Genomic DNA, 21902 nt, shown 5'->3' on the forward strand with positions numbered 1-21902 from the left:
CTCAGCCCCGCTGGAACGGATAGAAGCCGCCGCCGAGGCCGAGCAGGCCGGTCAGTTCATCGAGGGCGGCGCGGCTCTCGTCCAGCACGGCCGGATCGACGAGGTCGGCAGGGGTCAGACGGTCGCGGTAGTGTTTGCCGCCCCAGGCCGACAGGCGGGCGTGGAGCGCATCGGTCAGTCGCATGGCGGGGTTGGTCGCTGCCTGTTCGGCCTCGGTCAGCACCACCCGCAGGCGCAGGCAGGCGGGGCCGCCGCCGTTGCGCATCGACTGGCGCACATCGACGTATTCGACCCGACCGATGGGGCCGTTCGACGCGATGAGGTTCTGGGCGACGGCGAGACTGCGCGGGTTGTCGCGGGTCTCGGTCGGGCAGATCAGGGTCAGGCGATCCTCGCCCGGCAGCGACACCAGCATGGAGTTGAACAGATAGCTGGAAATGGCGTCGGCGAGGGGGAGGTCGGTGGTCGAGACCTCGACAAAGATCGGCTCGAACCGGTCTCCGGCAGCGGCGCGGATGGCGGCCTTGGTCCCTGTCGTGTCCTCGAAGGCGAGGTCGTGGAAGAACAGGGTCTCCAGAGCGCCCACGCAGACCACGTCGTTGTGGAAGGTCCCGCCGGCGATGGCCGCCCTTGACTGGCGGGCCAGCACCACGCCCGAGGCGCCGTGGCGACGGGCGACGGCGTCTGAGGCTTCGCGGGTCTGGCGGGCGGGGAAGGCGTCGGCCCAGGGCTCGAAAGCCTCGCGGCCCCAGACCAGCAGATTGACGCCGGGCTCCCCGTGATCGGCGCACAGACGGACATGGTTAGCGGCGCCCTCGTCCGCGAGATGGGCCACCGAAGGCAGGGCGTCATGGACGGTGAACCGGATCGGATCGGGGAACAGCGCGTCCAGGGCCCGTTTCGTCTGTTCGTGCTCCAGCGATCGATGCAGGTTGGTCACGAGATTGGCGGGAGTGAAATGCACCCGGCCGTCGGCGCTGTCGGCGCTCGGCGTCACCGTGGCGGCGTTGGCGGCCCACATGGGCGAGGCCGAACAGGCGGCGGCGGCGAAGGATGGCGCATCCTTCCAGGCCTGTTCGAGGACCCGGGCGTCAGAGCCGGTGAAGCCGAGGCTGCGCAGGAAGGGGATGTTCGGCCGCTCGTGCGGCGGGAGCACGTACTGCGGCAGACCGAGGTCGGCGAGCCGCTTCATCTTGTCGAGCCCTTGCAGCACCGCTGCGCGCGGGTTCGACGCCTCGCCCTTGTTCAGACTGGACGCCAGATTGCCCGGCGACAGCCCCGCATAGGAATGGGTCGGGCCGATCAGACCGTCGGCGTTGGCTTCGACGGCGAAATTCATGAGCCCTCCCCCTCGAGGGGGGAGGGTTGGGAGGGGGTGGAGGCAGGCTGGTTGTCGTCGGACCGCAGTGGGCGCTGACCGGTCCCGTTCGGCGTCTCGGAGCCTCGGGTTCCGGACAGTGTGCCCTCACCCCATCCCCCGACCCCTTCCCCCTCGAGGGGAAGGGGAGTGGTTTGGCGGATCGCCAGGGCGATCTCGATCATCACCGCATCCAGCTCGGACGGTATGCGACGGCTATCGATGCGCAGCACCCGGAATCCTTCGTCCGCCAACCACTTGTCTCGCTTGAGATCGCGAAGCGCCACCTCAGGCAGGTCATGAACACCGCCATCCACTTCGATCACCAGTCGGGCTCGGAGACAGGCGAAGTCGACGACATAGGGACCGATCGGAGCCTGACGGCGGATCCGGATCGGCAGAAGCCGAAGTCGTTCCCAGAGTTTCGCCTCGGTCCAGGTCGGTTCGGCGCGCAGACGCTTGGCCCGCTCCCGACCGCCCGGCTTGATGCGCTGCGGTTTGGCGAAACGATCAATGTCGATCATCCCCGCAGCCCCTTGATCTCACTCTCAATATTCTTCACCGCCCCGGCCTCGAAACTGGCCACCGGATAGGCGCAGTAGTCCGCCGCATAGTAGGCGCTGGGCCGGTGGTTGCCGCTGGCGCCGAGGCCGCCGAAGGGCATGTCGCCGGCGGCGCCCGTCGTCGGGCGGTTGAAATTGACCACCCCGGCGCGGATGCGGCGGATGAAATGGTCCCAGTTGGCCGGGTCGTCGCTCACCAGACCGGCGGACAGGCCGTAACGGGTGGCGTTGGCCGCGGCGATCGCGGCGCCGAACGAGCCGACGCGGGTGACCGACAGGAAGGGGGCGAACATCTCCTCGTCGGGCACGTCCACGCCGGTGACGTCTATGATGGCCGGCTTGACGAAGGCCCCGGGCAGGTTGCCGACGGGACCGGAGGCGCGGATCACCCGGGCGCCCATGTCGATCCGGTCCTGAAGGGCCTTGAGCGCGGCCTCCGCCGCCTTCACCGAGATCAGCGGTCCGGCGTAGGGTTCGGGCGTCGAATTCCACGGGGCGAGGATCAGCCGGTCGACCATGGCGTCGACCGCTTCGACGATGGCGTCTCCCCGCGGACCCTCCGGCACGATCAGCCGGCGCGCGCAGGAGCAGCGCTGCCCGGTGGTGACGAAGGCCGACTGGACCACGATCCCCGCGACAGCTTGCGCGTCGGCCGCGTCCCAGACGACCAGCGGATTGTTGCCGCCCAGCTCGAGGGCGAGAATGACATGCGGATCGTCGGCGAATTTGCGCCGGAAATGGGCCCCGGCCGCGCCCGAGCCGGTGAACATCAGGGCGTCGATGCCGCTGTTGAGCAGGGCCGCCCCGGTTTCGCGCCCACCCTGGACGACATTGACCACCCCGCCGGGAAGATCGGCCTCGGCGAAAGCCTCGGCCATCAGCTGGCCGGTCAGGGGCGCTTCTTCCGACGGCTTGAACACGACGGTATCGCCCGCCAGCAAGGCGGGAATGATGTGGCCGTTGGGCAGATGGCCGGGGAAGTTGAACGGGCCGAGCACCGCCGCGACGCCGTGCGGGCGGTGGCGCAGGGTGGCGCGGCCGAAGCCGGTCTCGGCAGTGCGCTCGCCGGTGCGTTCGTCATAGGCGCGAATCGAGATGTCGACCTTGCCGGCCATGGCGCCGAGTTCGGCCGTGGTTTCCCACAGGGCCTTGCCGGTCTCTTTGGAGATCGCCTCGGCCAGCTGCGGGGCGCGCGCCTTGAGCACGGCCTGATAGCGCTTCACCGCGTCGATCCGGTCCTGCCGCGGCCGGTCGGCCCAGTCGGGGAAGGCGGCGCGGGCGCGGTCGGCGGCGGCCTGAACCCCGGCGGCCGGGGCGGCGGCGCCTTCCCAGACGGTTTCGCCGGTGGCGGGGTCGATGGATTTGAAATGGGTCATGCTGTCGCTCAAGTTTTCACCCGCACCGTATCGCCCGCGCGCACCCTCAGCGCATCGGCGGTCTCGGTCGTCAGGGTGACCGTATCGCCCTCGATGGCCGCCCGCTGACGGACCGACCGGAAGCTGGCGGCGCTGTTCGTCGAGATCAGGGCGGGCAGTTCTGCTTCAACCTCATTGGCCACGGCGACGGTAAGGCTCCGCGCATCGCGCACCGTGCGGATATTGTCGCGGTCGCAGGCCACCGTCGGGCCGGCGTCGAAGATGTCGACCAGGCCATTGGGCCGGAAGCCCTCGCTCTCCAGCAGGGCCATGGCCGGCACGCCCTGCGGATGGACCTTGCCGATCACCGCCCGTGCGGGCTCGGGCAGCAGGTCGATGTAGATCGGGTGGCGCGGGGCCAGGTCGAGGATGAACTGTTTGTCGGTCGAGCCGGTCATCCGGTCGGCCTCGTCGAAATCCATGGGGAAGAATTTGTGCGCCACATGGTCCCAGAACGGACAGGCGCCGTCGGGGGTGAAGACCCCGCGCAGCTCGGCCAGAACGGTGTCGGCGAAGAGGTCCGGTTCGGCCCCGATCAGCATGTAGCGCGACTGGCTGAGCAGTCGCCCGGCCCCGCCCTTGCGCCGGTCGGCCTTCAGGAACAGCGAGCCGACCTCGGTCCAGCCGGTGCATTCATTGACCAGCACAAGGGTCTTCTGTTCCAGCTTGATGCCCAGCGAGGGCGACTGCTGGGTATTGGTCACCACCCGGAAGGAGAAGAACGGCCGGTTCAGCCCGACTGCTGCCTTGACCGAGCCGATGCCGTCGACATCGCCGGTCTCGGTCTCCTCCAGCATCAATGTGTACCAGCGGTGCTGCGGCTCCAGCTTGCCGGCGAAACTGTCGCGGCTCAGATCGAGCCGCTCGGCCAGCTGGTCCGGGTCCTCGGGCAGGCTGGTGAAGCCGGGACCGGACAGGATGGCCAGCTCCAGCAGGAAGTCGAGATCGGCGGGGCCGGCGGGTCGGACGACGAGCATGGGGTTACATCGTCTCCAGACGCAGGGCTTTGAGTTTCAGCGCATCGATCTCGCCCGAGGCGATCTTGCACAGGATCAGGGCCGAGAGCTGCGCCCGTTCGACGAAGCTGGCGGGCCAGGCGAACTCCTGATCCGAATGGATGTCGCCGCCCAGCACGCCGAGGGTGTCGATATTGGGCAGGCCGGCGGCGTGCAGGTTGTTGCCTTCGCAAACCCCGCCCGACGGCTTCCAGGCGATCGGCTGGCCCAGCAGGGCGCCGGTCTCGCGGACGGCCTCGAACAGGGCGGTCTGGCTGGCGTCCATCGGCTTGGGGGCGCGGGTCATGCCGCCATGCAGGTCGAGTGTCAGGCCGGGGAAGGGCGGCTCGGCGGCGATCGCGCGCACCGTCGCGGCGACCCAGGCCGAGGCCTGTGCGTCAGGGACGCGGACGTTGAACCGCACCACGGCGTTGTCGGCGACCACGTTCAGCGCGCCGCCGCCGCTGATCCTCGCCACATTGACCGTCACGCCCTCGCGCTGGCCGTTCAGGGCGTGCAGGCGGGCGGCGATCATGGCCGCCCCGGCGATCGCATTGGCGCCCTCATGGAAGGCGCGGCCGGCATGAGCGGCCTTGCCGGTGACGATCAGATGGTAGTTGCCGCTGCCCTTGCGCGCTCCGGCCAGGGTTCCGTCCGCCAGAGCGGGCTCATAGGTCATGCCGACATGGCCCCGCGCGCCGAGTTCAGCCAGCAGGGGCGCGGACGCAGGGGAGCCGATCTCCTCGTCGGGCGACAGCAGAACGGTCCAGCCGACGCGTTCGCGGTCGGGATGGATTTCGAACGCCTCGAGAGCCGCCAGCAGTACCGAAATCCCGCCCTTCATGTCGGCGATCCCGGGTCCGTTCAGGGCGCCGTCGCCGCCTGTGGAGACGGTCTGGAACGGGCTTTCGGCCGGGAAGACGGTGTCATAGTGGCCGGTGAGCACGACCTGGATCGGGGCGTCGGGGCGGGCGGTGATCTTCAGCGCGTCGGCATGGGCCTCGCTCCGCACCGCGCCGTCGTCCGCTACGGTCGTTGAGGCACCCGTCGGGATGCGCACCACCTCGGCCGGCAGGCGCCGCGCTTCGGCTTCAAGCAGCGCCAGAACATGCGCCAGCCCGCTCGCGTTTCGGCTGCCCGAACTGACGTTCGCCCAGTCGACCGCGCGCCCGACGATGGCGGTCTCGCGCGCCGCGACATGGTCGAGCACGATCTGGTCGGGGGGCAGAATCCGCATACGCGCGAACCCTAGCGGTCCGGGCCGGAAAGGTGAAGGTGAGGCATGGGTTTCGCCTCGTGCGCGAGCGGGCTAGGTTCCCTCCATCTAAATGGGAGGGACTACTCATGACTGACTGGATCAAGGCGTCGAATCCGACCGCGCCGATTACTACCGAAGCCGAAGCGATCGGCGCGACGAGAGCCAGCGCTGTCGCCATTTTCCTCGGCGTCTTGTGGGGGATCGTCGGGATTTTTTATCTGATGACCGCCGGGCAGGCGCTGGTCGACGCTGCAATCGCAGAAGCCACCGCTCAAGCCCCGGAAGCGGCAGGCATGGCCGGCATGATGGCGCAGGGCCTACTGGGCCTGTCGATTGGGCTGGTCGTCATCCAGTTGATCATCGGCCTGGTCCAGTGGTTCAAACCCAACATCGTGATCCCGATCATCTTCGCTATCTTGGTTGCTTTCGGTCTGATCACCGGGCTGATGGAGGCCTTCGATGTCGCACAGCCGGAAACTGCGGGAGCCTTCGCCAGTCCCGTTTGGCTGACCTGGGGCGGACTCGCCGTCATGGCCGTCCAGCTGGTCCTGCACATCGCCGGCATCCGCGGCGCGCGTGCGCTCGACAAACTGCGTATGGCGGCCGCCCAGTAGGGCGGATCAACGGTTCGGGCGTCGGTCCTCGCGACCGACGCCCGGCTGGCGTGACTGACGGCGCCAGCGGATCGACAGGCTGGCTTCGCCCTGTCCGCCGAATTTCGAACTGACCGTCAGGTTCCGGCGCACCTGCCATTCCACATTGACCGCCGCGCCGTTCTCGCCGCCGCCGATGATCTCCAGATAGACGTCGTCTGTGATGTAGCGGCCGCCGGCGACCGTCAGGCCCGAAGCTTCTCCGCCGAACGACAGCCGGTCCAGTCCTGCCAGCTCTCTCAGGTTCCCGATCACATCGAAGCCTCCGCCGCCGGCCAGCGCCGCCACGCCTGCGGCCAGCTGGGCGGCCTCAAAGCCTGACAGCTGTGACGCCGAGCGCCCGAACAGCACCTGGGACAGGATCTCGTCCTGCGGCAGGGCCGGGGTCGAGGTCAGGGCGATCTCGGGCCTTGCCGCGGTGCCGGTGACGCGGATGGTGGCGGTCAGGGCCGGATCGTCGCGCGTCGCGGTCAGATTCAGCCGGATCTGTTCGGGATTGGTCGACAGGGTCACCGTGCCGCGCTCGTCGAAGACGAACCGCTTGCCGGCGAAATCATAGTCTCCGCGCACCACCTGCGCCGTGCCGCTCAGCGTCGGCCGGGCGATGGTGCCGGTCACCCGGGCGTTGACGTTCATCTCGACATTCAGCCCGCGCCCTATCACCCGGACATCGCCGCCGGGCGAGCGCAGGGCGATGTCGAGACCGAACTGCAGGCCGCGCTGGCGGTTCTGGTCCTCCTCGGGGACATCGCCGCCGGGTCGGTTGATCTCGATGACGTCCATGCGGACGATTCCCGTCGATCCGGGCGGATTGGCCTCGATACGCGCCTCGTCGATGTCCATCTCGCCCCTCAGGGTGATGTTGCCCTCCGCGCCCCGGGTCACGGTCAGGAGACCGGACGCCTTGGCTTCGGCGATGTCGTTGTCGATGATGCGGAAGTGGTTGAGCAGCAGCTGGAAGCTGGACCCGGAGCCCTCTTTCAGGCCGATCCGCCCGTTGCCGCTGACCGAACCGCCCGTGCCGTCGATGGCGCTGAAGGTCTCCACCAGCCCGGTCGTGTCGTCAAAGCGGCTGGCGAGGGTGACGTTGTCGAGGCGAACGCCCGTGGCGCTGTCGCGGAAGCTGCCTTGTTGCAGATCCAGCCGTCCGTTGAGACGCGGCTCCGCCATGGACCCGGCGATGGTGGCGCGGGCGTTGATCTGACCCGAGAGCGAGCGCTCGCCGCCGGCCAGCAGGTCCCAGATCGGCTGGATCTGACCCTGGATCGATATTTCGCCCGACATGTCCCGGGTCCGGACAATGGCCAGCCGCAGCGGAGCGGCGGAGGCCTCGACCGGCAGGGTGAGATCGGCCACGGCCCGGACTGCGTCCCCGTCGGCGGCGTTTGCCTGGATGCGCAGGGTGTTGTTGACCAGCAGGGCGTTCAACGTGCCGTCGACGGCGATCCCCCGCGGCGCGTCGATGCTGCGCATGTCGTCCAGGGTGATATTGGCCGAACCCGAGAGGTCGTCGCCGGCGCCCCGCAGCGACAACCTGCCGGTCACCCGGCCGCGCATGTCCTGGATCAGTGAACCGAGATCGACGCTGGTCAGGTTGGCCTCGATGATGGCGGCGCGGGAATCCTGACGCAGTTCGCCCAGCAACACGCCGCCGCCTATGCCCAGATCGACCCGCGCGACGCGCCCGTCGCCCGACAGGGCGATGACGGCGGGGTTGCGGGTGGTGAAGGCGATCTCACGCACCCGGCCGCCACCCTCAAGGACGACCGTCTGGGCTGGGCCGGTGCGCGAATAGACTCCGGTCCCGTCGAACGACACGGGCGTCGCCCCGCCCACGTCAGCCTTCAGGGTGAAGGGCAGGCGCTCGAGCGTGCCGCGGCCCTTGAGATCCAGGGTGCGGATGACCCAGGTCGATCCGGCGAACCGGACATTGCGTCCCGTGACATCGAGGATCGCCGTCTCGGCGCCCGCGCCCTCGGTCAGACGGATACGGCCGTCGGCCGTGCCGGAGGCCAGGAAGGCGCCGGGGCGGGCGGTGAAAGTCAGGTCGGCGCTCGACGGGACATTGTTCGACAGGGCGATCGCCCCCTGGGCTGCGACCCCGCCGGCGTTGAGGTCCACCTGGGTCAGTCGCAGTCGATCACCGCCGAGGAAGAAGTTTCCGCTGGCCCGCGCCGGTCCGTAGTTCGAACCGGCGGTCAGGGCGATCCGTCCGTCCGAGGCGTCGGCGCCGCGCCGGAAGCTGAGGATCATCTCCGCGTCGGTGAGGGCCAGGGCGCCGGCGCTGACCTTGCCGAAGGCCGCGGTCAGGTCGGCGCGCGGCTCCGCGAGGGTCCCGGTCAGTGCGCCCTGGCCGGTCATGGCCCCGTCGATGGCCACGGGGCCCACCCCGAAGGGGCCCTGGGCGTCCCAATTCAGCGCCAGACGCAGCCGCCCGTCGCCCTCAATCACCCCCCGCGCGGCGGCCGATCCCTCGGCCCCGGTCAGGTGCGCCCGTTCGACGGCGATCCGCCCATCGTCCAGCGCGCCCGTCAGTTGCAACCGCGGCGTCCCGCCGAGCAGGCGGTCCAGCTCCTCCATTCCGATTGTCAGCCCGCGCCCGCGCCCGTCGAAGGTCAGCCGCCACGGGGCGCCGGTTCGGGTCGTCGACGCCGAGATCGGGCCGCCGAACCGCCCGCGCGCCCCCGGACGAACCCGCGAGGCGTCTGTGATCTCGGCCTGGCCACGGAAGCCGAGGGCGCCGACCAGGTTGCGCCCGCCCGAGCCGGTGACCGTCAGGGCCTGGCCGGTCAGGTCGATCCGCTCCATCAGTATGGCTCCGTCCGCCTGGCGCGCCGCCTCGAACGATACGCGCGGCGCGGCGCCCAGCAGCCCGCCGACGATGCCCGCGCTGGATCCGCCCGCGGCGCGGAGGTCGCCGTCCACGTCGATCCGGCCCAGCCGCATCTGGACGTCCAACGGTCCGCGAATGCGCTGCGCCCGATAGCTGGAGACGTGGGCGTCGATCAGATCGACAGAGCCGTCCAGCCTCCAGACCGAGGCGTCGCCGCGGAACACCCCGCGGTAGGCCGCCGGCCCCCCGGCATCCTGACCGACCAGCCGTGTCAACGACCGGGTCGAGACGTCGAGCGTGATGCCATCGGGACTGCTCTGGTCCTCGATCCGGATCTCGCCGCTGGCGCGCGAGTCGAGATTGTCGGCTATCAGCCGCCAGGCGACCCCGATCCGGCCGTCGTCGTCGCTGTCGGTCGAGGTAGCGAAGCCGAACCGGACCGTGCGCCCGATCCGCTCGGCGAACGGCGCCAGCAGGTCCGATCCGGAGAAGTCCCCGAAGCCCGAGATTCGCGTCCGCGTTTCGCCGTAGCGTCCCTTGATCACCAAGGGTACGAAATCGCCGGTGCGCACGACCGCGTCGATGATCTCTCCGTTGACCACGGCGGTGGCGAAGAAGGGCTGGTCCGGGGAATAGCCCAGGGCCCCGGCCAGGGGTCCGCCCCGGGCCTCGTTCGCCCGCAGATTCAGCCTCAGGTCAGACAGGCCTTCGCCGATCGTCGCATTGAGCCGCAGATAGTCGCCCGGGCGGCTGTTGCTGACCGCGTTGACGATCGCCTTCTTGAGGCCCTTGCGGGGTACGTCGGCCTCACCGGACAATCGCCACCGCCCGTACTCCTGGCTGAAGCCCTCCAGTAGTTCGACGTCGGCGGCGAACCGGTCGATGTTCACCGACAGCGGCTGCGGTCCGGGGGGCTCGGTCATGGGTTCGACTTCCGGACGGCGGATGAGGCGGATGACCTCGGCCTCGACTTCCGTTGCGTGGAAGCGGCGACCGATCAGCTGCCACCAGTCCCAGTCGACCCGAACCTTGCGGGCCTCCAGCCAAACGCCCTTGGCGTCAGTGACGGTGACGCGGTCGATGGTGAAGTCATCGAACAGGTCGCCGCGCACGCCCTCCACATTGATCCGGCCATAGCGGCCGAGCTTCTTGCCGGCGACAAAGCTGGTCACCAGCCCTCGACCGGAGTCTGACAGCAGATACATCCGGCCGCCCACGGCGACGACGATCAGCAACGCCGCGAGAACGGCCGCGGCCATGCCTCCGAAGAAGGCCAGGGCCTGCAGCCGCGTGCGCTTCTTCTTCGCCGTTTCAGCGGGCGTGTCAGGCGCGTCGTCCGAGGGAGGGGCGTCGGTCAAAACGCCTGTCCGATACTGACATAGATCTGGAAGTCCGCGTCGCCGTCGCGGCGGTCCAGGGGAACGGCTATGTCGGCCCGGATCGGACCGAACGGCAGCTTGTAGCGCACCCCGATCCCGACCCCGTAGCGCAGGTTGTTGAAATTCGGTGTCTCCTGAAAGCCGATGGCGCCCGCATCGATAAAGGCGACCGCCTGGAAATTGCGCCAGACGTCGCGCCGGATTTCGATGGAGGTCTCAAACAGGCTGAGGCCGCCGCGCGGGGTGTTGTCGGGCAGACGCGGCCCGACGCCCTGATATTCGAACCCGCGCACCGAGCCGCCGCCGCCGGCATAGAACAGGCGGTCGGACGGCACGGTCAGCTCCTCCGCGCCGAAGATCGAACCGAGCCGCACACGCCCCGCCAGCACCGTCTTCGCTCCGTCCTGAAGCGGCAGATAGGCGGTCGCCTGGGCTTCGGTGCGCAGGAACAGCACCGCATCCTCGCCCGCCACGGCTGTCGGCTGGGCCCAGGCCGAGAGGCGCCAGCCCGTCGTCGGGTCAAGCGGATCGTTCGACCGGTCCAGAACGGCGCTGGCGCGGCCGGTCAGGATCAACAGGTTGCGATTGAAGTTGACGGGGAGCCGGGTGACCGGGTCGAAGCGGTTCTCGTCGTACTTGCCGGCGTCCAGTCCGACGCCGTAGCTGACCCAGGAGGTCTTGCCGAGCCGTTGCTGCAGATCGGCGGCCAGGGCCGCGGCGGTGCGGCGATAGGCGTCGGTGTCCTCGTTCAACACCGCGGCCGACAGCCTCAGGGTCTCACCGGGACGCCGCCAGTGCGGCAGGCTCAGATTGACCCCGAGCCGGCTGTCGACATCGGCGAGGCGCGCCTGCCAGACCAGGGTGTCGGCGCGGCCGAACTGGTTGTGCCAGGTCCAGATCGCGTCGACGCCCGACCCTTCGGCGGTCGAGAAGGTCGCTCCGGCCTCAAGGATGCGGCGCGGACGGTCGGTCAGGGTGACGATGATCGGGCGGTTGCCGTCGGCGTTGGTCTGGTCGGTCGGCGCCAAGGCCACTCCGACGCCGTCATAGACGCCTGTCTCAAGCAGCCGGCGCTCCAGCTCGGCGACGTCCTCAGGGTCATAGACCTCGCCTTCGGACCAGGGCGCCAGGCCGGTGACCCAATCGGGATTGGTCGGCCCACGTGTTTCAAGCCGGACGCCGTCCAGCCGCACCAGCGGCCCCGCGGCGATGCGGAAGCTGGGCTGGACCGTGAAGGCGGCGTGATCGACCACGACCCGGCGCGGCTGGGCGGCCGCGTCGGCGTAGCCCCGGCGCGTCAGACCGGCGACGAGCCGGCCCTCGGCGGAAATGATATCGCCCGCGCGGCCAGGCTGACCCGAAGTCAGGCCGATTTCGCCACGGACAGTCGTTTCGGTCGCCTCGTCGGGCGCCGGGTCGGCCCAGAGCACCTGGACCTCGGCCAGTTCAAAGCGGCGGCCCGGGGTGACGTTGACGATGGCGATCGGCGTCTCTTCGCCCTCGACGACGTCTTCGAGGACGGGCTGATAGTAGCCTTCGGACCGCAACAGCGCCTCGGCCGCCTCCAGCGCGCCTCGTGCACGGCGCCGGGCCTCGAACCGGTTGGAGGGGACGTCATCAACCTCGCCGACCGCGCGGACCAGTCGTGCGCGCAGCTCTGCATCCATCTCCCCACGAATTTGGGCGCGCGGATCCGCGGCTGCGGCCGAGGCCAGCAACAGGGCGCCCGCCGTGCCGATGAGAAACAGGGCGGGCCTTGGCGTCAAACTGGGACCTTCGTCAGGGTGCGGACATCGACGCCGCCGCATCCCGCTGTGGCGCCGACGGGGCGGCGACAGGGATCAATAGAAGAGGGTTTCGCTTTCGGGCTTGACCGATTCCTCGGACGACCGCTTCGCGGAGGGCAGGGTGGTCGAATCAACGGGCGGCGCATCGACAGCGCTGGGGGCCGCGACCGGCACGCCGCCGTCATCAGCAGCGGGGGCGACCGGCGCATCCATGGGCGCCTCCGCGATCTCCGACTCATTTGCGTTCGGGTCGTCGCAGGCGGCGACGCCGAAGGCGGTCGACAGGGCCAGAATGGCGATCAGGCGTTTCATGAGCAGCGTCTCCCCCGGAACGGCCTTCCAACGCGTGGCCGGCTGGCCTGTTCCATAACCCCGAACGCGCACGGGGTCACCACGCCCCGCAACCAATACCTTCAGAATTTGACGTAAGGCGGTGTCCGGAGGGGCGCGATGACTGTCACGGCCTGGTTCATCGTTCCCTCAATCTGGCCCCCGATCTGGTTCGCAGCGGTTTTGGCCACCCAGGCTCTGGACCGGCGGTCTTCAACCGGCTTCGGCGCGAGCCGGATTGGCAGCCGGACCGGGCGTATCTCGTGTTGTGCTGCGCCGCCAACTGCTGATCGCCATCGGCTGCCTCCTGTACATGAGCTACCTGGTCGTTGCCGTGCGACAGAAGCCGCGATCGCCTGACCCTCAGCCCCAGCGGCTTCGGGCTTCGTCCAGCGACGTCGCCGCCGCCTCGGCCACAGGTTCCGCGGGCGTTCCGTCGAATCGGGGCGCGGGCGCCGCCTGGACGACGCCTCGTTCGACAAAGGTCCCTCGCGCCGCATTGTGCGGATGTCGTGCCGCTTCGGCCATGGTCAGCACGGGCGTGACGCAGGCGTCCGTCTCATCGAAATGCGCCGCCCAGTCATCCCGGTCCCGGGTGGCGAAGACGGTCTCCAGTCGCGCGTGCAGCGCCGGCCAGCCGGCGAGGTCGAACTGCGCCGCCGTTTCCGGTTCCAGCTCCAGCCCGGCGATCAGGGCAGCGTAGAACTGCGGCTCCAACGCGCCGACGGCGACGAACCGCCCATCCCTGCAGGCGTAACAACGATAGAAGGGCGCCCCTCCATCCAGCAGATTGGCCCCGCGCGACTCGCTCCACAGACCGCGCGCGCCGAGGGCATGGAACAGGCTCATCAGCAGGGCCGAGCCGTCGGTCATGGCGGCGTCCACCACCCGGCCCCTGCCGGTGGCCTTGACCTCCAGCAGGGCGGCGAGCACGCCCGTGACCAGCATCATCGCGCCGCCGCCATAGTCGCCGACCAGGTTCAGCGGCGGCCGCGGCGGGCGGTCAGGCTCTCCCATGGCGTGGAGCGCCCCGCTGAGGGCGATATAGTTGATGTCGTGGCCCACCTCTCGCGCCATCGGGCCGGTCTGGCCCCAGCCGGTGATCCGGCCATATACGAGCCTCGCATTGCGTCCGGCGCAGACATCCGGTCCCAGGCCCAGACGCTCCATGACGCCGGGCCGAAAGCCCTCGATCAGGGCGTCCGTCGCGCCGATCAGCTCCAGCACCCCCGCGAGATCGCCGGGCTCCTTCAGATTGACGCCGACCGCCGTGCGTCCGCGGTGCAGCACGGCTCCGCCGACCTCGCTGAACGCCGGCGCCCCTGCATCGGCGCTTCGGCTCAGGCGCAGGACGTCCGCCCCCAGGTCGGCCAGCACCATGCCTGCGAACGTCACCGGCCCCAGACCGTCGAACTCGAGGATGCGCAGGCCGGACAGCGGTTTCATGGTCACTGCCTAGCCCCAGCCCGTCCGCGCGTCGAGCCAGCCCTTGACCCCGACGACGGTTTGCAACAGAAGGCGCGTCGCCGGGCCGCAATCGCGACCGGCGTGGTATGCGCCCTTAGCTCAGTTGGTTAGAGCATCTGACTTTTAATCAGAGGGTCCTCGGTTCGAGCCCGAGAGGGCGTACCAATTCCAGTCGATTGTCGGGACGCTGATCTCAGCCTCTGGGCTTGGGCTGCCGCTTTCGACAGTGTTTGCAAACAAGAGTGCCCGGCTTGCTGCGACTGTAGCGGTAGTGATGTTTGCAGCGCAGCTGCGCCATCCAGGTTCTCAACAGCTGAAACATGATGCAGATACTACCTGCAACTGCGTGTCGGCCAATCGAAATGTGGTGAAGCTTCAGCTGCCGCCGCGGCGGTGCTTTCAGTGACGGGCGGAGCGTGGTTGAAAGGCGCATGCGCGTTCTTTCCCTCGCTCTCGTCGTCGTTCTGGTTTCGCCGTTGGCGGCCTGCAACTCCGGGCGTTCGGCGATGGACGGGGCGCGCCAGTTCGGCGCCGGTCTCGGAGCCGCGGCGACCGCGCCGCTCGACGACCTCAACCTGCGCCGTCAGTACATCCCCACGGTACTCCTGCAGGCCGAGGCCAATCCCTATGATCTGCGCAACCTGAATCAGTGCGCCACCATCGGGGCCGAAATCGCCCGGCTGAACGAGGCCCTGGGGCCCGACACGGACGAACCGCCGGCGCCGGACGGCTCCTTCCTCAGCGAGCGAGCGGCGGACGCGGCCTCGGCGGCGGCGCTGGACGCCATCCGCGACGCCGTGACCGACTTCATCCCGGGCCGAAGCTGGATTCGCCGCCTGTCAGGGGCTGAACAGCACAGCCGCCATGTCCAGTCCGCCATCCAGGCCGGTCGTATGCGCCGGGCCTTCCTGAAAGGCACGGGAATGCAGCGCAATTGCGCTCCGCCGGCCGCGCCGGGCTGGTTCAGGCCGCGGGGCCGCAACCAGCGCTAGCTCTGGTTGTTGGATGTGTGCCGGGCGTGAAAATCGCGGCGGAAGACCTCGAATCGACCCGCCGTGATCGCCTCGCGCATTGCCGCCGTCAGGGTCTGGAAGAAGGCGATGTTGTGCCAGCTCAACAGCACCTTGCCGAGGATTTCATCGGCGCGCACGAGGTGATGCAGATAGGCCTTCGAATAGTTCTGCGAGGCCGGGCAGGGGACGTCGGGCTCCAGCGGATCCTGATCCTCGGCGAAACGGGCGTTCTTCAGATTGATCGGTCCCGCCCAGGTCCAGGCCTGTCCGTGGCGTCCCGCGCGGGTGGGCAGGACACAGTCGAACATATCGACGCCGCGCCACACCGCCTCGACCAGATCGACCGGCTTGCCGACGCCCATCAGGTAGCGAGGCCGGTCGGCGGGCAGCATGTCAGGAGCGTAGTCCAGCACCTCGCACATGGCCTGATGGCCCTCGCCGACGGCCAGGCCGCCGATGGCGTAGCCGTCGAAGCCGGTCTCGATCAGCCGGTCGGAGGATTCGCGGCGCAGGCCCTCGAAGGTCGAACCCTGCTGGATGCCGAACAGGGCCTGGGTCTCGCGCACGCCGAAGGCGGCCTTCGAGCGGGCGCCCCAGCGGGCCGATAGCGCCATGGCGGCGCGGGCGGCGGGCTCTTCGGCGGGCCAGCTGACGCACTGGTCCAGCTGCATGGAGATGTCGGCTCCGATGCGGTCGGCCTGGATCTCGATCGAGCGTTCGGGGGTCAGGACGTGTTTGGAGCCGTCGATGTGGCTGGCGAAGGTGACGGCCTCCTCCTTCACCTTGGAAATGCCGGCCAGCGACATCACCTGGAAGCCGCCGCTGTCCGTGAGGATCGGTTTGGTCCAGCCCATGAACTTGTGCAGCCCGCCCAGCCGCTCCATCCGCTCGGGGCCCGGACGCAGCATCAGGTGGTAGGTATTGCCCAGGATGATGTCGGCGCCGGTCTGGGCGACCTGATCCACCGTCATGGCCTTGACCGTGGCGGCGGTGCCGACGGGCATGAAGGCGGGTGTGCGGATGTCTCCGCGCGGCGTCCTCAGCACGCCGGTGCGGGCGCGGCTTTCGGTGGCGGTGATCTCGAACGGGAAGGGCATCAGGCGGCGCGGAATAGCAGGCTGCCATCCCCGTAGGAATAGAAGCGATAGCCGTCCTTCACCGCATGGGCGTAGGCCGATTTCATGGTCTCCAGCCCGGCGAAGGCGCTGACCAGCATGAACAGGGTCGATTTCGGCAGGTGGAAATTGGTCATCAGCACATCGGCGGCGCGGAAGCGGTAGCCGGGCGTGATGAAGATGGCCGTGTCGCCGTGGAAGGGCCGGACCACGCCCTCGGGCGTCGTGGCGCTTTCCAGCAGGCGCAGGGAGGTGGTGCCGACGCAGACGATGCGGCCGCCGGCGGCGCGGACGGCGTTGAGGGCGGCGGCGGTCCCGGGGGAAACCTCGCCCCATTCGCTGTGCATCCTGTGGTCCGCCGTATCGTCGGCCTTGACCGGCAGGAAGGTGCCGGCCCCCACGTGCAGGGTCACGGCGTGGGTCGAGACGCCCTTCGCCCGGATCGCCTCGATCAGCGCCGGGGTGAAATGCAGCCCCGCCGTCGGCGCGGCGACCGACCCGTCCCAGTGGGCGAACATGGTCTGGTAATCCGACCGATCGCGGTCGTCCTCGGCACGCTTGGCGGCGATATAGGGGGGCAGGGGCATGACCCCGACGTCGCGGATGGCCTCATCCAGCATCGGCCCGGCGAGATCGAAGCGCAGGGTGACCAGGCCGTCATCGCCCTTGTCGACCACGGTCGCGTCAAGGCGTCCGAGCAGGCACATCGAGCCCCTCCCCCTCGAGGGGGGAGGGGTTGGGGTGGGGGTGGTGGCTCGATGTGGATCGTGAGGCGCTGATGGGCTCAACCTGTCCACGGACGGCGCCTCACGCGCCACATCCTGAACCAGCCTGTCTCCACCCCCATCCCCGACCCTTCCCCCCTCGAGGGGGAAGGGAGCAGAAAAGGCGACCCGGTCGCCCGCCCTGATCCGCTTGCCCGGCTTCATGAAGGCCGACCAGACGTCGGGGGCGTCGCGGTGATGCAGGGTGGCCTCGACGGCGACGGTCAGGGTCCCGCCCTCCGATCCGATCCGCTCGCGCACCCCCGACAGCCGCGCCGGGATCACCCGGGTGTCGTTGAACACCAGGGCGTCGCCGGGGCGCAGGATGTCCGGCAGGTCGTGGATGATCCGATCCTCGAGCCCGCCGTCCCGCACCACCAGCAGGCGCGCGGAGTCGCGTGGCTCGGCGGGGCGCAGGGCGATATGGTCGTCGGGCAGGTCGAAGTCGAAATCGGCGGTGCGCATGGGTTGGCGTCACGCACACGAGGCGATCAGTCAAGCCTCGGGAACCCCCCACGTTCGACCCCGTTCATGAAGCCGGCGGTTGTGACTCGCAATTTGCGGATCGACGCGGTGGGCGATAGGTGATTTTCGCGCTGATGTGAGTTCGTTTCTGATGTCTGACCCGATTGATGGCGCCGGTGAAGGCCGCGAGGCTCTCCGCCTTGACGCAGTCAGGCGCTACGACATTCTCGATACGCCGCCGGACGGGTCGTTTGATCGCCTGGCCACCATTGCGGCGCGCAGGTTCAAGACGCCGATTGCGATCATCAGCATCGTTGACAACGACCGCATCTGGTTCAAGTCGCACCACGGCCTCAATGTTTCCGAGATCGATCGGGCGCCAGGTCTGTGCGCGTCCGCAATTCTGTCAGCCGAGACCTATGTCCTGACCGACGCGAAGCTGGATCCCCGGTCACTGGCCAATCCGCTGGTCGCGGGCGAGTTCGGATTGCGCTTCTATGCCGCCGCTCCGCTGATCACCCATGACGGCTTCAATCTCGGGACGCTGTGCGTGATCGATTTCGAGCCTCGCGAACCCGACGAGGATGCCGTCAGCGATCTGACCGACCTGGCCTCGGTGGTCATGGATCAGATGGAACTCCGGCGAGCGTCGCGGCAGGCGGCCTCGCACGCCGAACTGATGTCGCGCGAGATCGACCATCGCGTCGCCAACAGCCTGCAGTTCGTCTCCTCCCTGCTGGTCTTGCAAAGCCGGGTCCCGGGCGTGAGGGATGCCCCGGAGCAGTTGCGGATCGCCGCCAACCGGGTCGCGACCGTGGCCCGGATACATCGAAATTTCTACGCCGAGGCGGGCCTGGAGATTGAAGTCCTCGCCTTCCTGAGGCGGCTGAGCGCCGATCTGTCGGACACCCTGGACCGCGAGATCACCGTCGAGGGCGCGGAGTCGCTCCTGCCTTCGGGGATGGTGCAATCGCTCGGGCTGGTCGCCAACGAGCTGATCACCAACGCGGCCAAATATGGCGAGGGCGAGATCGGTGTGGAGTATCGCCTTGTCAACGGCGTCCATGACCTCTGCGTCTCCAATGACGGCCCGCCGCTGCCGGAAACGTTTGACCCGGCCGCCAGCACAGGCCTCGGGATGAAGGTGATCGTCAGCCTGACGGCGCAAATGGGCGGCACGTTGAACTGTGAGCAGAAGAACAAGGACGGGGGCGCGCGGTTCAGGCTGACCTTCCCGCGACTCTGACAAGGCTTCCGCTGGCGACGAAGCGGGACGTTGACCCCACGCGTCTGACCCTGCAAACCCCGCTTCATGCTGCAGAACCTCGAAACCCTCGCGCGCGAAGCCAGATCCTGGCCGTTCGAACAGGCCCGCAACCTGCTGGCGCATGTGTTGAAGAAGCGGCTGAGCGACGCCGAGCGGAACGCGGCGAAACTGCTGATCGACGCCGGCAAGGCGGACGAGGCGCTGGCGACGTTCGAGGCCCTGCTGGCGCCCGTCGTCTTCGAGACCGGCTATGGCCCCTCGGGCCTGCCGCACATGGGCACCTTCGGCGAGGTGGCGCGCACGACCATGGTGCGCAACGCCTTCCGGGCGCTGACCGGCGACCACTGGTCGACGCGGCTGATCGCGTTCAGTGACGACATGGACGGGCTGCGCAAGGTTCCGGAAGGTATCCCCAACCCGGAGATGCTCACCGAGGACCTGCACAAGCCGCTGACCGTGGTGCGCGATCCGTTCGGGACCCACGACAGCTTCGGGGCGCACAACAACGCCCGGCTGCGCGCCTTCCTCGACGGCTTCGGCTTCGACTACGAATTCCTGTCCTCGACCGAGCAGTACAAATCCGGCCGGTTCGACGCGACGCTGCTGACCTTGCTGGAGCGGTTCGACGCCGTGCAGGCGATCATGCTGCCGACGCTGGGCGAGGAGCGGCGCGCGACCTATTCGCCCTTCCTGCCGGTCAGCCCCGTCACCGGCCACGTGCTGCAGGTCCCAACGCTTGAGCGAAACGTGGAGCAGGGAACCATCGTCTTCGACGACCCCGCCGGCGGCCGCACCGAGGTTCCCGTCACGGGGGGCCATGTGAAGCTGCAGTGGAAGCCCGACTGGGCCATGCGCTGGACGGCGCTGGACGTCGACTATGAGATGTCCGGCAAGGACCTGATCGAGAGCGTCCGCGAAAGCTCCAGGGTCTGCCGGGCGCTCGGCGGCACGCCCCCCGAGGGCTTCAACTACGAGCTCTTCCTCGACGTCGAGGGCAAGAAGATCTCCAAGTCCAGGGGCAACGGCCTGACCATGGACGAATGGCTGCGCTACGGCACGCCGGAGTCGCTGAGCTGGTACATGTTCCAGTCGCCGAAATCGGCCAAGAGCCTGCATTTCAACGTAATTCCCCGGGCGATTGACGACTGGCTGGCAGCCATCGAGGCCTACAAGACCCAGGAACCGGCCAAGCGGATCGACAACGCCGTCTGGTCGATCCACGCCGGATCGCCGCCCGAGCACACCTCGCCAGTCTCGTTCGCCCTGCTGCTGAACCTCGTCGCCGTGGCCAATGCGTCGAATACGGACCAGCTGTGGGCCTATTTCGCGAAATATCTGCCGGACGCGACCCCCGCCAGCGAGCCGCTGCTCGACCGGTTGATGGGGCATGCGCTGAATTACTACGAGGACTTCGTGAAGCCGACGAAGTCGTACCGGGCGCCGGACGACAAGGAGAAAGCGGCGCTGCTCGACCTCGCGGCGCGGCTGAAGGCGCTGCCGGCCGGTACGACCGACGGCGAACTGATCCAGACCGAGGTCTATGCGGTGGGCAAGGACCACGCATTCGAACCGCTGCGCGCCTGGTTCGGGGCGCTGTACGAGGTGCTGCTGGGCGCATCCCAGGGCCCGCGTTTCGGCTCGTTCGCGGCGATCTACGGCCTGCCGCAGACGATCCAGCTGATCGAGGCCGGCGCGAACGGAAGGCTGGCGTCTTCGTAGGCCCCCGCGCTCAAGCAGCGAGCCGCCGCGCGGCGAGCGATAGCGCCCCGACAAAGATGAACCGAACATAACGGCGCCGCACCGGGAGCCTTCATCCGCCGCTGCGCATTCTCCCTGACATCGACCAACCTCGATGAATGGAGAGAGCCATGTCGAAGATCATGAACACCACCCTGGCCACCGCCGCCGCCCTGGCCGCCCTGGTTATGGCGGTCCCGACCGCATCGATGGCCCAGCAGGCCAACGGCGTCACCAACTGCGACGCCCCTGGCGGCCGTCAACGCGCCGGCGCCATGATCGGCGGCGTCCTCGGCGCCCTGGCCGGCAGCCAGGTGTCGGACAATGAACGCACCCTCGGCGCCGTGGTGGGCGCGGGCGCCGGCGCCGCCGCCGGTTCCTACATCGGCTGCAACCAGCAACGCGCCCGGGTAACCAGCGCCGACTCGGGCGGGGCCTATCGCGCCACGTCCAACCTGCGCATCCGTTCGGGACCCGGCACCAACTATCGTCAGGCCGGCAGCTTGCGCGCCGGTCAGTCGTTCAGCGCCATCGGCTCGCAGGGCGAATGGGTCCAGATCGCCGGCGGCGGCTGGGTCAACGCCCGCTACGTCACCGCCAACTAGGCGCGCCTGACGATTCCGAAATGAACAGACCGCCCCTTCGGGGGCGGTCTCTTTTTTTTGGCGCTATCGTTCGCAACGCGGCTGCTCGCTGCTTCAGCGCGAGCTTGATTTTACTGGCTGACCCAAAGGATACGGCTCATCCAGACGATGTCCTTGCGGGCCACCATCCTCGGCGCATAGGCCGGATTGACCGAGGCGAGGGTCACCGCTCGCGCCGTCAGCGCCGTTATCTCCTTGGCCAGGGTCTCGCCGCCCGTGGTCCGCACGACCACCCGGTCACCCTTGCGCACCTGCGTCGCCTCGCGATCGACGATGACCCGGTCGCCTTCGCGATACAGGGGCGTCATGGAGTCGCCGACGATGCGCAGGCTCAGCAGGCTGTCCCGGGGGCGGGGCAGGTCGGTCTGCTCCCAGCCATCGCCGACCGGCAGGCCCGCATCATCGAAAAAGCCGTCCTGCCCCGCCTGGGCCATGCCCAGCATGGGCACGGTCGAGGGCCTTTCGGCCGCATCCCTGGCCAAGGACGCGAACTCGCCCAGCGACAGGCCGGTCGCCGTCAGGATCCGCGTCAGGCTTTCGGTCGAGGGCCAGCGCGGCCGCGGCGGCTCGCCCGGTCCGAACCGTTTGGATGGATTGAAACTGGTCGCGTCCAGTCCGGCCCGTTTGGCCAGGGCCGAGACGCTCAGTCCTTCATGCCGGGCCAGACCGTCGATCGCCTTCCAGAGCCGGGCATGGGTGAGGGGCATGACCTTCGCCGCGGCCAAAAGGGCCGATTCGGCAATTATCTAGGAATAAAAGCCTCTGCGCAACGCCGACGGCTTATTCCAGTCCTGCGGCGCGGCGTTCTTGCCAGGCCCAGAAGGTGCCGATGGCGATGACCAGCAGGATCCCCACGCTAG

General features: G+C 68.6%; 17 protein-coding genes and 1 tRNA gene. 6 read left to right on the top strand and 12 right to left on the bottom strand.

Translation table 11 applies throughout. The features are described 5' to 3' along the window. Position 1: 1 nt before the first annotated feature. Genes astB through ACTIEW_RS14665 form a run of 5 tightly spaced genes read right to left on the bottom strand, consistent with a single transcriptional unit; the run spans position 2 to position 5567 of the window. Complete coding sequence (gene astB / locus ACTIEW_RS14645; RefSeq protein ID WP_439478638.1) at positions 2-1339, bottom strand: N-succinylarginine dihydrolase; 1338 nt, start codon at positions 1337-1339, stop codon at positions 2-4. Then, positions 1336-1881: an endonuclease domain-containing protein gene (locus ACTIEW_RS14650; protein WP_439478639.1), complete on the bottom strand. Its 546-nt coding sequence runs from the start codon at positions 1879-1881 to the stop codon at positions 1336-1338. The genes astB and ACTIEW_RS14650 overlap by 4 nt, the downstream gene beginning before the upstream one ends. Next, positions 1878-3296, bottom strand: a complete 1419-nt coding sequence (gene astD, locus ACTIEW_RS14655; protein WP_439478640.1) for a succinylglutamate-semialdehyde dehydrogenase — start codon at positions 3294-3296, stop codon at positions 1878-1880. Before astD ends, ACTIEW_RS14650 begins: the two co-directional genes overlap by 4 nt. An 8-nt stretch (positions 3297-3304) precedes the next feature. Next, positions 3305-4312, bottom strand: a complete 1008-nt coding sequence (locus tag ACTIEW_RS14660; RefSeq protein WP_439478641.1) for an arginine N-succinyltransferase — start codon at positions 4310-4312, stop codon at positions 3305-3307. A 4-nt stretch (positions 4313-4316) separates the two neighbouring features. Next, on the bottom strand, positions 4317-5567 hold the full coding sequence (locus ACTIEW_RS14665; RefSeq protein WP_439478642.1) for a hydrolase: 1251 nt from the start codon (positions 5565-5567) through the stop codon (positions 4317-4319). A 107-nt stretch (positions 5568-5674) separates the two neighbouring features. Here ACTIEW_RS14665 and ACTIEW_RS14670 point away from each other — a divergent pair, with 107 nt between their 5' ends. Continuing rightward, positions 5675-6202 (top strand): hypothetical protein, encoded by a 528-nt coding sequence (locus ACTIEW_RS14670; RefSeq protein WP_439478643.1) that lies wholly within the window; start codon positions 5675-5677, stop codon positions 6200-6202. A 6-nt stretch (positions 6203-6208) separates the two neighbouring features. Here the strand turns inward: ACTIEW_RS14670 and ACTIEW_RS14675 are convergent, their stop codons facing one another. From ACTIEW_RS14675 to ACTIEW_RS14690, 4 genes are all read right to left on the bottom strand, one after another. Continuing rightward, a complete protein-coding gene (locus ACTIEW_RS14675; RefSeq protein ID WP_439478644.1) occupies positions 6209-10432 on the bottom strand; it encodes a translocation/assembly module TamB domain-containing protein in 4224 nt (1407 codons plus the stop codon). After that, positions 10429-12219, bottom strand: coding sequence for an autotransporter assembly complex protein TamA (locus ACTIEW_RS14680; RefSeq protein WP_439478645.1), 1791 nt, complete (start codon positions 12217-12219; stop codon positions 10429-10431). The genes ACTIEW_RS14675 and ACTIEW_RS14680 overlap by 4 nt, the downstream gene beginning before the upstream one ends. 75 nt (positions 12220-12294) lie before the next feature. Further along, a complete protein-coding gene (locus ACTIEW_RS14685; RefSeq protein WP_439478646.1) occupies positions 12295-12552 on the bottom strand; it encodes a hypothetical protein in 258 nt (85 codons plus the stop codon). A gap of 381 nt (positions 12553-12933) precedes the next feature. Next, on the bottom strand, positions 12934-14022 hold the full coding sequence (locus ACTIEW_RS14690) for a CaiB/BaiF CoA transferase family protein (protein ID WP_439478647.1): 1089 nt from the start codon (positions 14020-14022) through the stop codon (positions 12934-12936). Between the two features lie 103 nt (positions 14023-14125). On the opposite strand from ACTIEW_RS14690, the gene ACTIEW_RS14695 reads away from it, so the two are divergent. Together ACTIEW_RS14695 and ACTIEW_RS14700 are read left to right on the top strand one after the other, a co-directional pair. Then, positions 14126-14202: transfer RNA gene (locus tag ACTIEW_RS14695), tRNA-Lys, on the top strand. A 266-nt stretch (positions 14203-14468) separates the two neighbouring features. Beyond that, positions 14469-15029: a hypothetical protein gene (locus ACTIEW_RS14700; RefSeq protein ID WP_439478648.1), complete on the top strand. Its 561-nt coding sequence runs from the start codon at positions 14469-14471 to the stop codon at positions 15027-15029. Here the strand turns inward: ACTIEW_RS14700 and tgt are convergent. Beyond that, positions 15026-16150 carry a tRNA guanosine(34) transglycosylase Tgt gene (gene tgt / locus ACTIEW_RS14705; RefSeq protein ID WP_439478655.1) on the bottom strand — a complete coding sequence of 375 codons (1125 nt, stop codon included), beginning with the start codon at positions 16148-16150 and terminating at the stop codon, positions 15026-15028. The two genes, ACTIEW_RS14700 and tgt, sit on opposite strands and share 4 nt — an antisense overlap. Next, the gene (queA, locus tag ACTIEW_RS14710) at positions 16147-17394 is read right to left on the bottom strand and encodes a tRNA preQ1(34) S-adenosylmethionine ribosyltransferase-isomerase QueA (protein ID WP_439478649.1); all 1248 of its coding nucleotides are present in this window, start codon (positions 17392-17394) and stop codon (positions 16147-16149) included. Before queA ends, tgt begins: the two co-directional genes overlap by 4 nt. 151 nt (positions 17395-17545) lie before the next feature. Here queA and ACTIEW_RS14715 point away from each other — a divergent pair, with 151 nt between their 5' ends. The 3 genes from ACTIEW_RS14715 to ACTIEW_RS14725 all read left to right on the top strand — a co-directional run bounded on the left by ACTIEW_RS14715 (position 17546) and on the right by ACTIEW_RS14725 (position 21003). After that, complete coding sequence (locus ACTIEW_RS14715) at positions 17546-18640, top strand: sensor histidine kinase (RefSeq protein WP_439478650.1); 1095 nt, start codon at positions 17546-17548, stop codon at positions 18638-18640. A gap of 66 nt (positions 18641-18706) precedes the next feature. Further along, complete coding sequence (locus tag ACTIEW_RS14720) at positions 18707-20380, top strand: lysine--tRNA ligase (RefSeq protein WP_439478651.1); 1674 nt, start codon at positions 18707-18709, stop codon at positions 20378-20380. 149 nt (positions 20381-20529) lie between these two features. Then, a complete protein-coding gene (locus ACTIEW_RS14725) occupies positions 20530-21003 on the top strand; it encodes an SH3 domain-containing protein (protein WP_439478652.1) in 474 nt (157 codons plus the stop codon). Between the two features lie 110 nt (positions 21004-21113). Here the strand turns inward: ACTIEW_RS14725 and ACTIEW_RS14730 are convergent, their stop codons facing one another. Beyond that, positions 21114-21749, bottom strand: coding sequence for a S24 family peptidase (locus ACTIEW_RS14730; RefSeq protein WP_439478653.1), 636 nt, complete (start codon positions 21747-21749; stop codon positions 21114-21116). Positions 21750-21902 lie beyond the last annotated feature (153 nt).

The organism is Brevundimonas sp. (assembly GCF_051860745.1).
GTDB lineage: Bacteria > Pseudomonadota > Alphaproteobacteria > Caulobacterales > Caulobacteraceae > Brevundimonas.

Excerpts from the sequence above, each read along its gene's own strand:
- astB (WP_439478638.1), bottom strand. The coding sequence starts at position 1,339 with ATGAATTTCGCCGTCGAAGCCAACGCCGACGGTCTGATCGGCCCGACC.
- ACTIEW_RS14685 (WP_439478646.1), bottom strand. The coding sequence starts at position 12,552 with ATGAAACGCCTGATCGCCATTCTGGCCCTGTCGACCGCCTTCGGCGTC.
- ACTIEW_RS14665 (WP_439478642.1), bottom strand. The coding sequence starts at position 5,567 with ATGCGGATTCTGCCCCCCGACCAGATCGTGCTCGACCATGTCGCGGCG.
- ACTIEW_RS14730 (WP_439478653.1), bottom strand. The coding sequence starts at position 21,749 with ATGCCCCTCACCCATGCCCGGCTCTGGAAGGCGATCGACGGTCTGGCC.
- ACTIEW_RS14720 (WP_439478651.1), top strand. The coding sequence starts at position 18,707 with ATGCTGCAGAACCTCGAAACCCTCGCGCGCGAAGCCAGATCCTGGCCG.
- astD (WP_439478640.1), bottom strand. The coding sequence starts at position 3,296 with ATGACCCATTTCAAATCCATCGACCCCGCCACCGGCGAAACCGTCTGG.
- ACTIEW_RS14725 (WP_439478652.1), top strand. The coding sequence starts at position 20,530 with ATGTCGAAGATCATGAACACCACCCTGGCCACCGCCGCCGCCCTGGCC.
- ACTIEW_RS14660 (WP_439478641.1), bottom strand. The coding sequence starts at position 4,312 with ATGCTCGTCGTCCGACCCGCCGGCCCCGCCGATCTCGACTTCCTGCTG.
- ACTIEW_RS14715 (WP_439478650.1), top strand. The coding sequence starts at position 17,546 with ATGTCTGACCCGATTGATGGCGCCGGTGAAGGCCGCGAGGCTCTCCGC.
- queA (WP_439478649.1), bottom strand. The coding sequence starts at position 17,394 with ATGCGCACCGCCGATTTCGACTTCGACCTGCCCGACGACCATATCGCC.
- ACTIEW_RS14700 (WP_439478648.1), top strand. The coding sequence starts at position 14,469 with ATGCGCGTTCTTTCCCTCGCTCTCGTCGTCGTTCTGGTTTCGCCGTTG.
- ACTIEW_RS14670 (WP_439478643.1), top strand. The coding sequence starts at position 5,675 with ATGACTGACTGGATCAAGGCGTCGAATCCGACCGCGCCGATTACTACC.
- ACTIEW_RS14650 (WP_439478639.1), bottom strand. The coding sequence starts at position 1,881 with ATGATCGACATTGATCGTTTCGCCAAACCGCAGCGCATCAAGCCGGGC.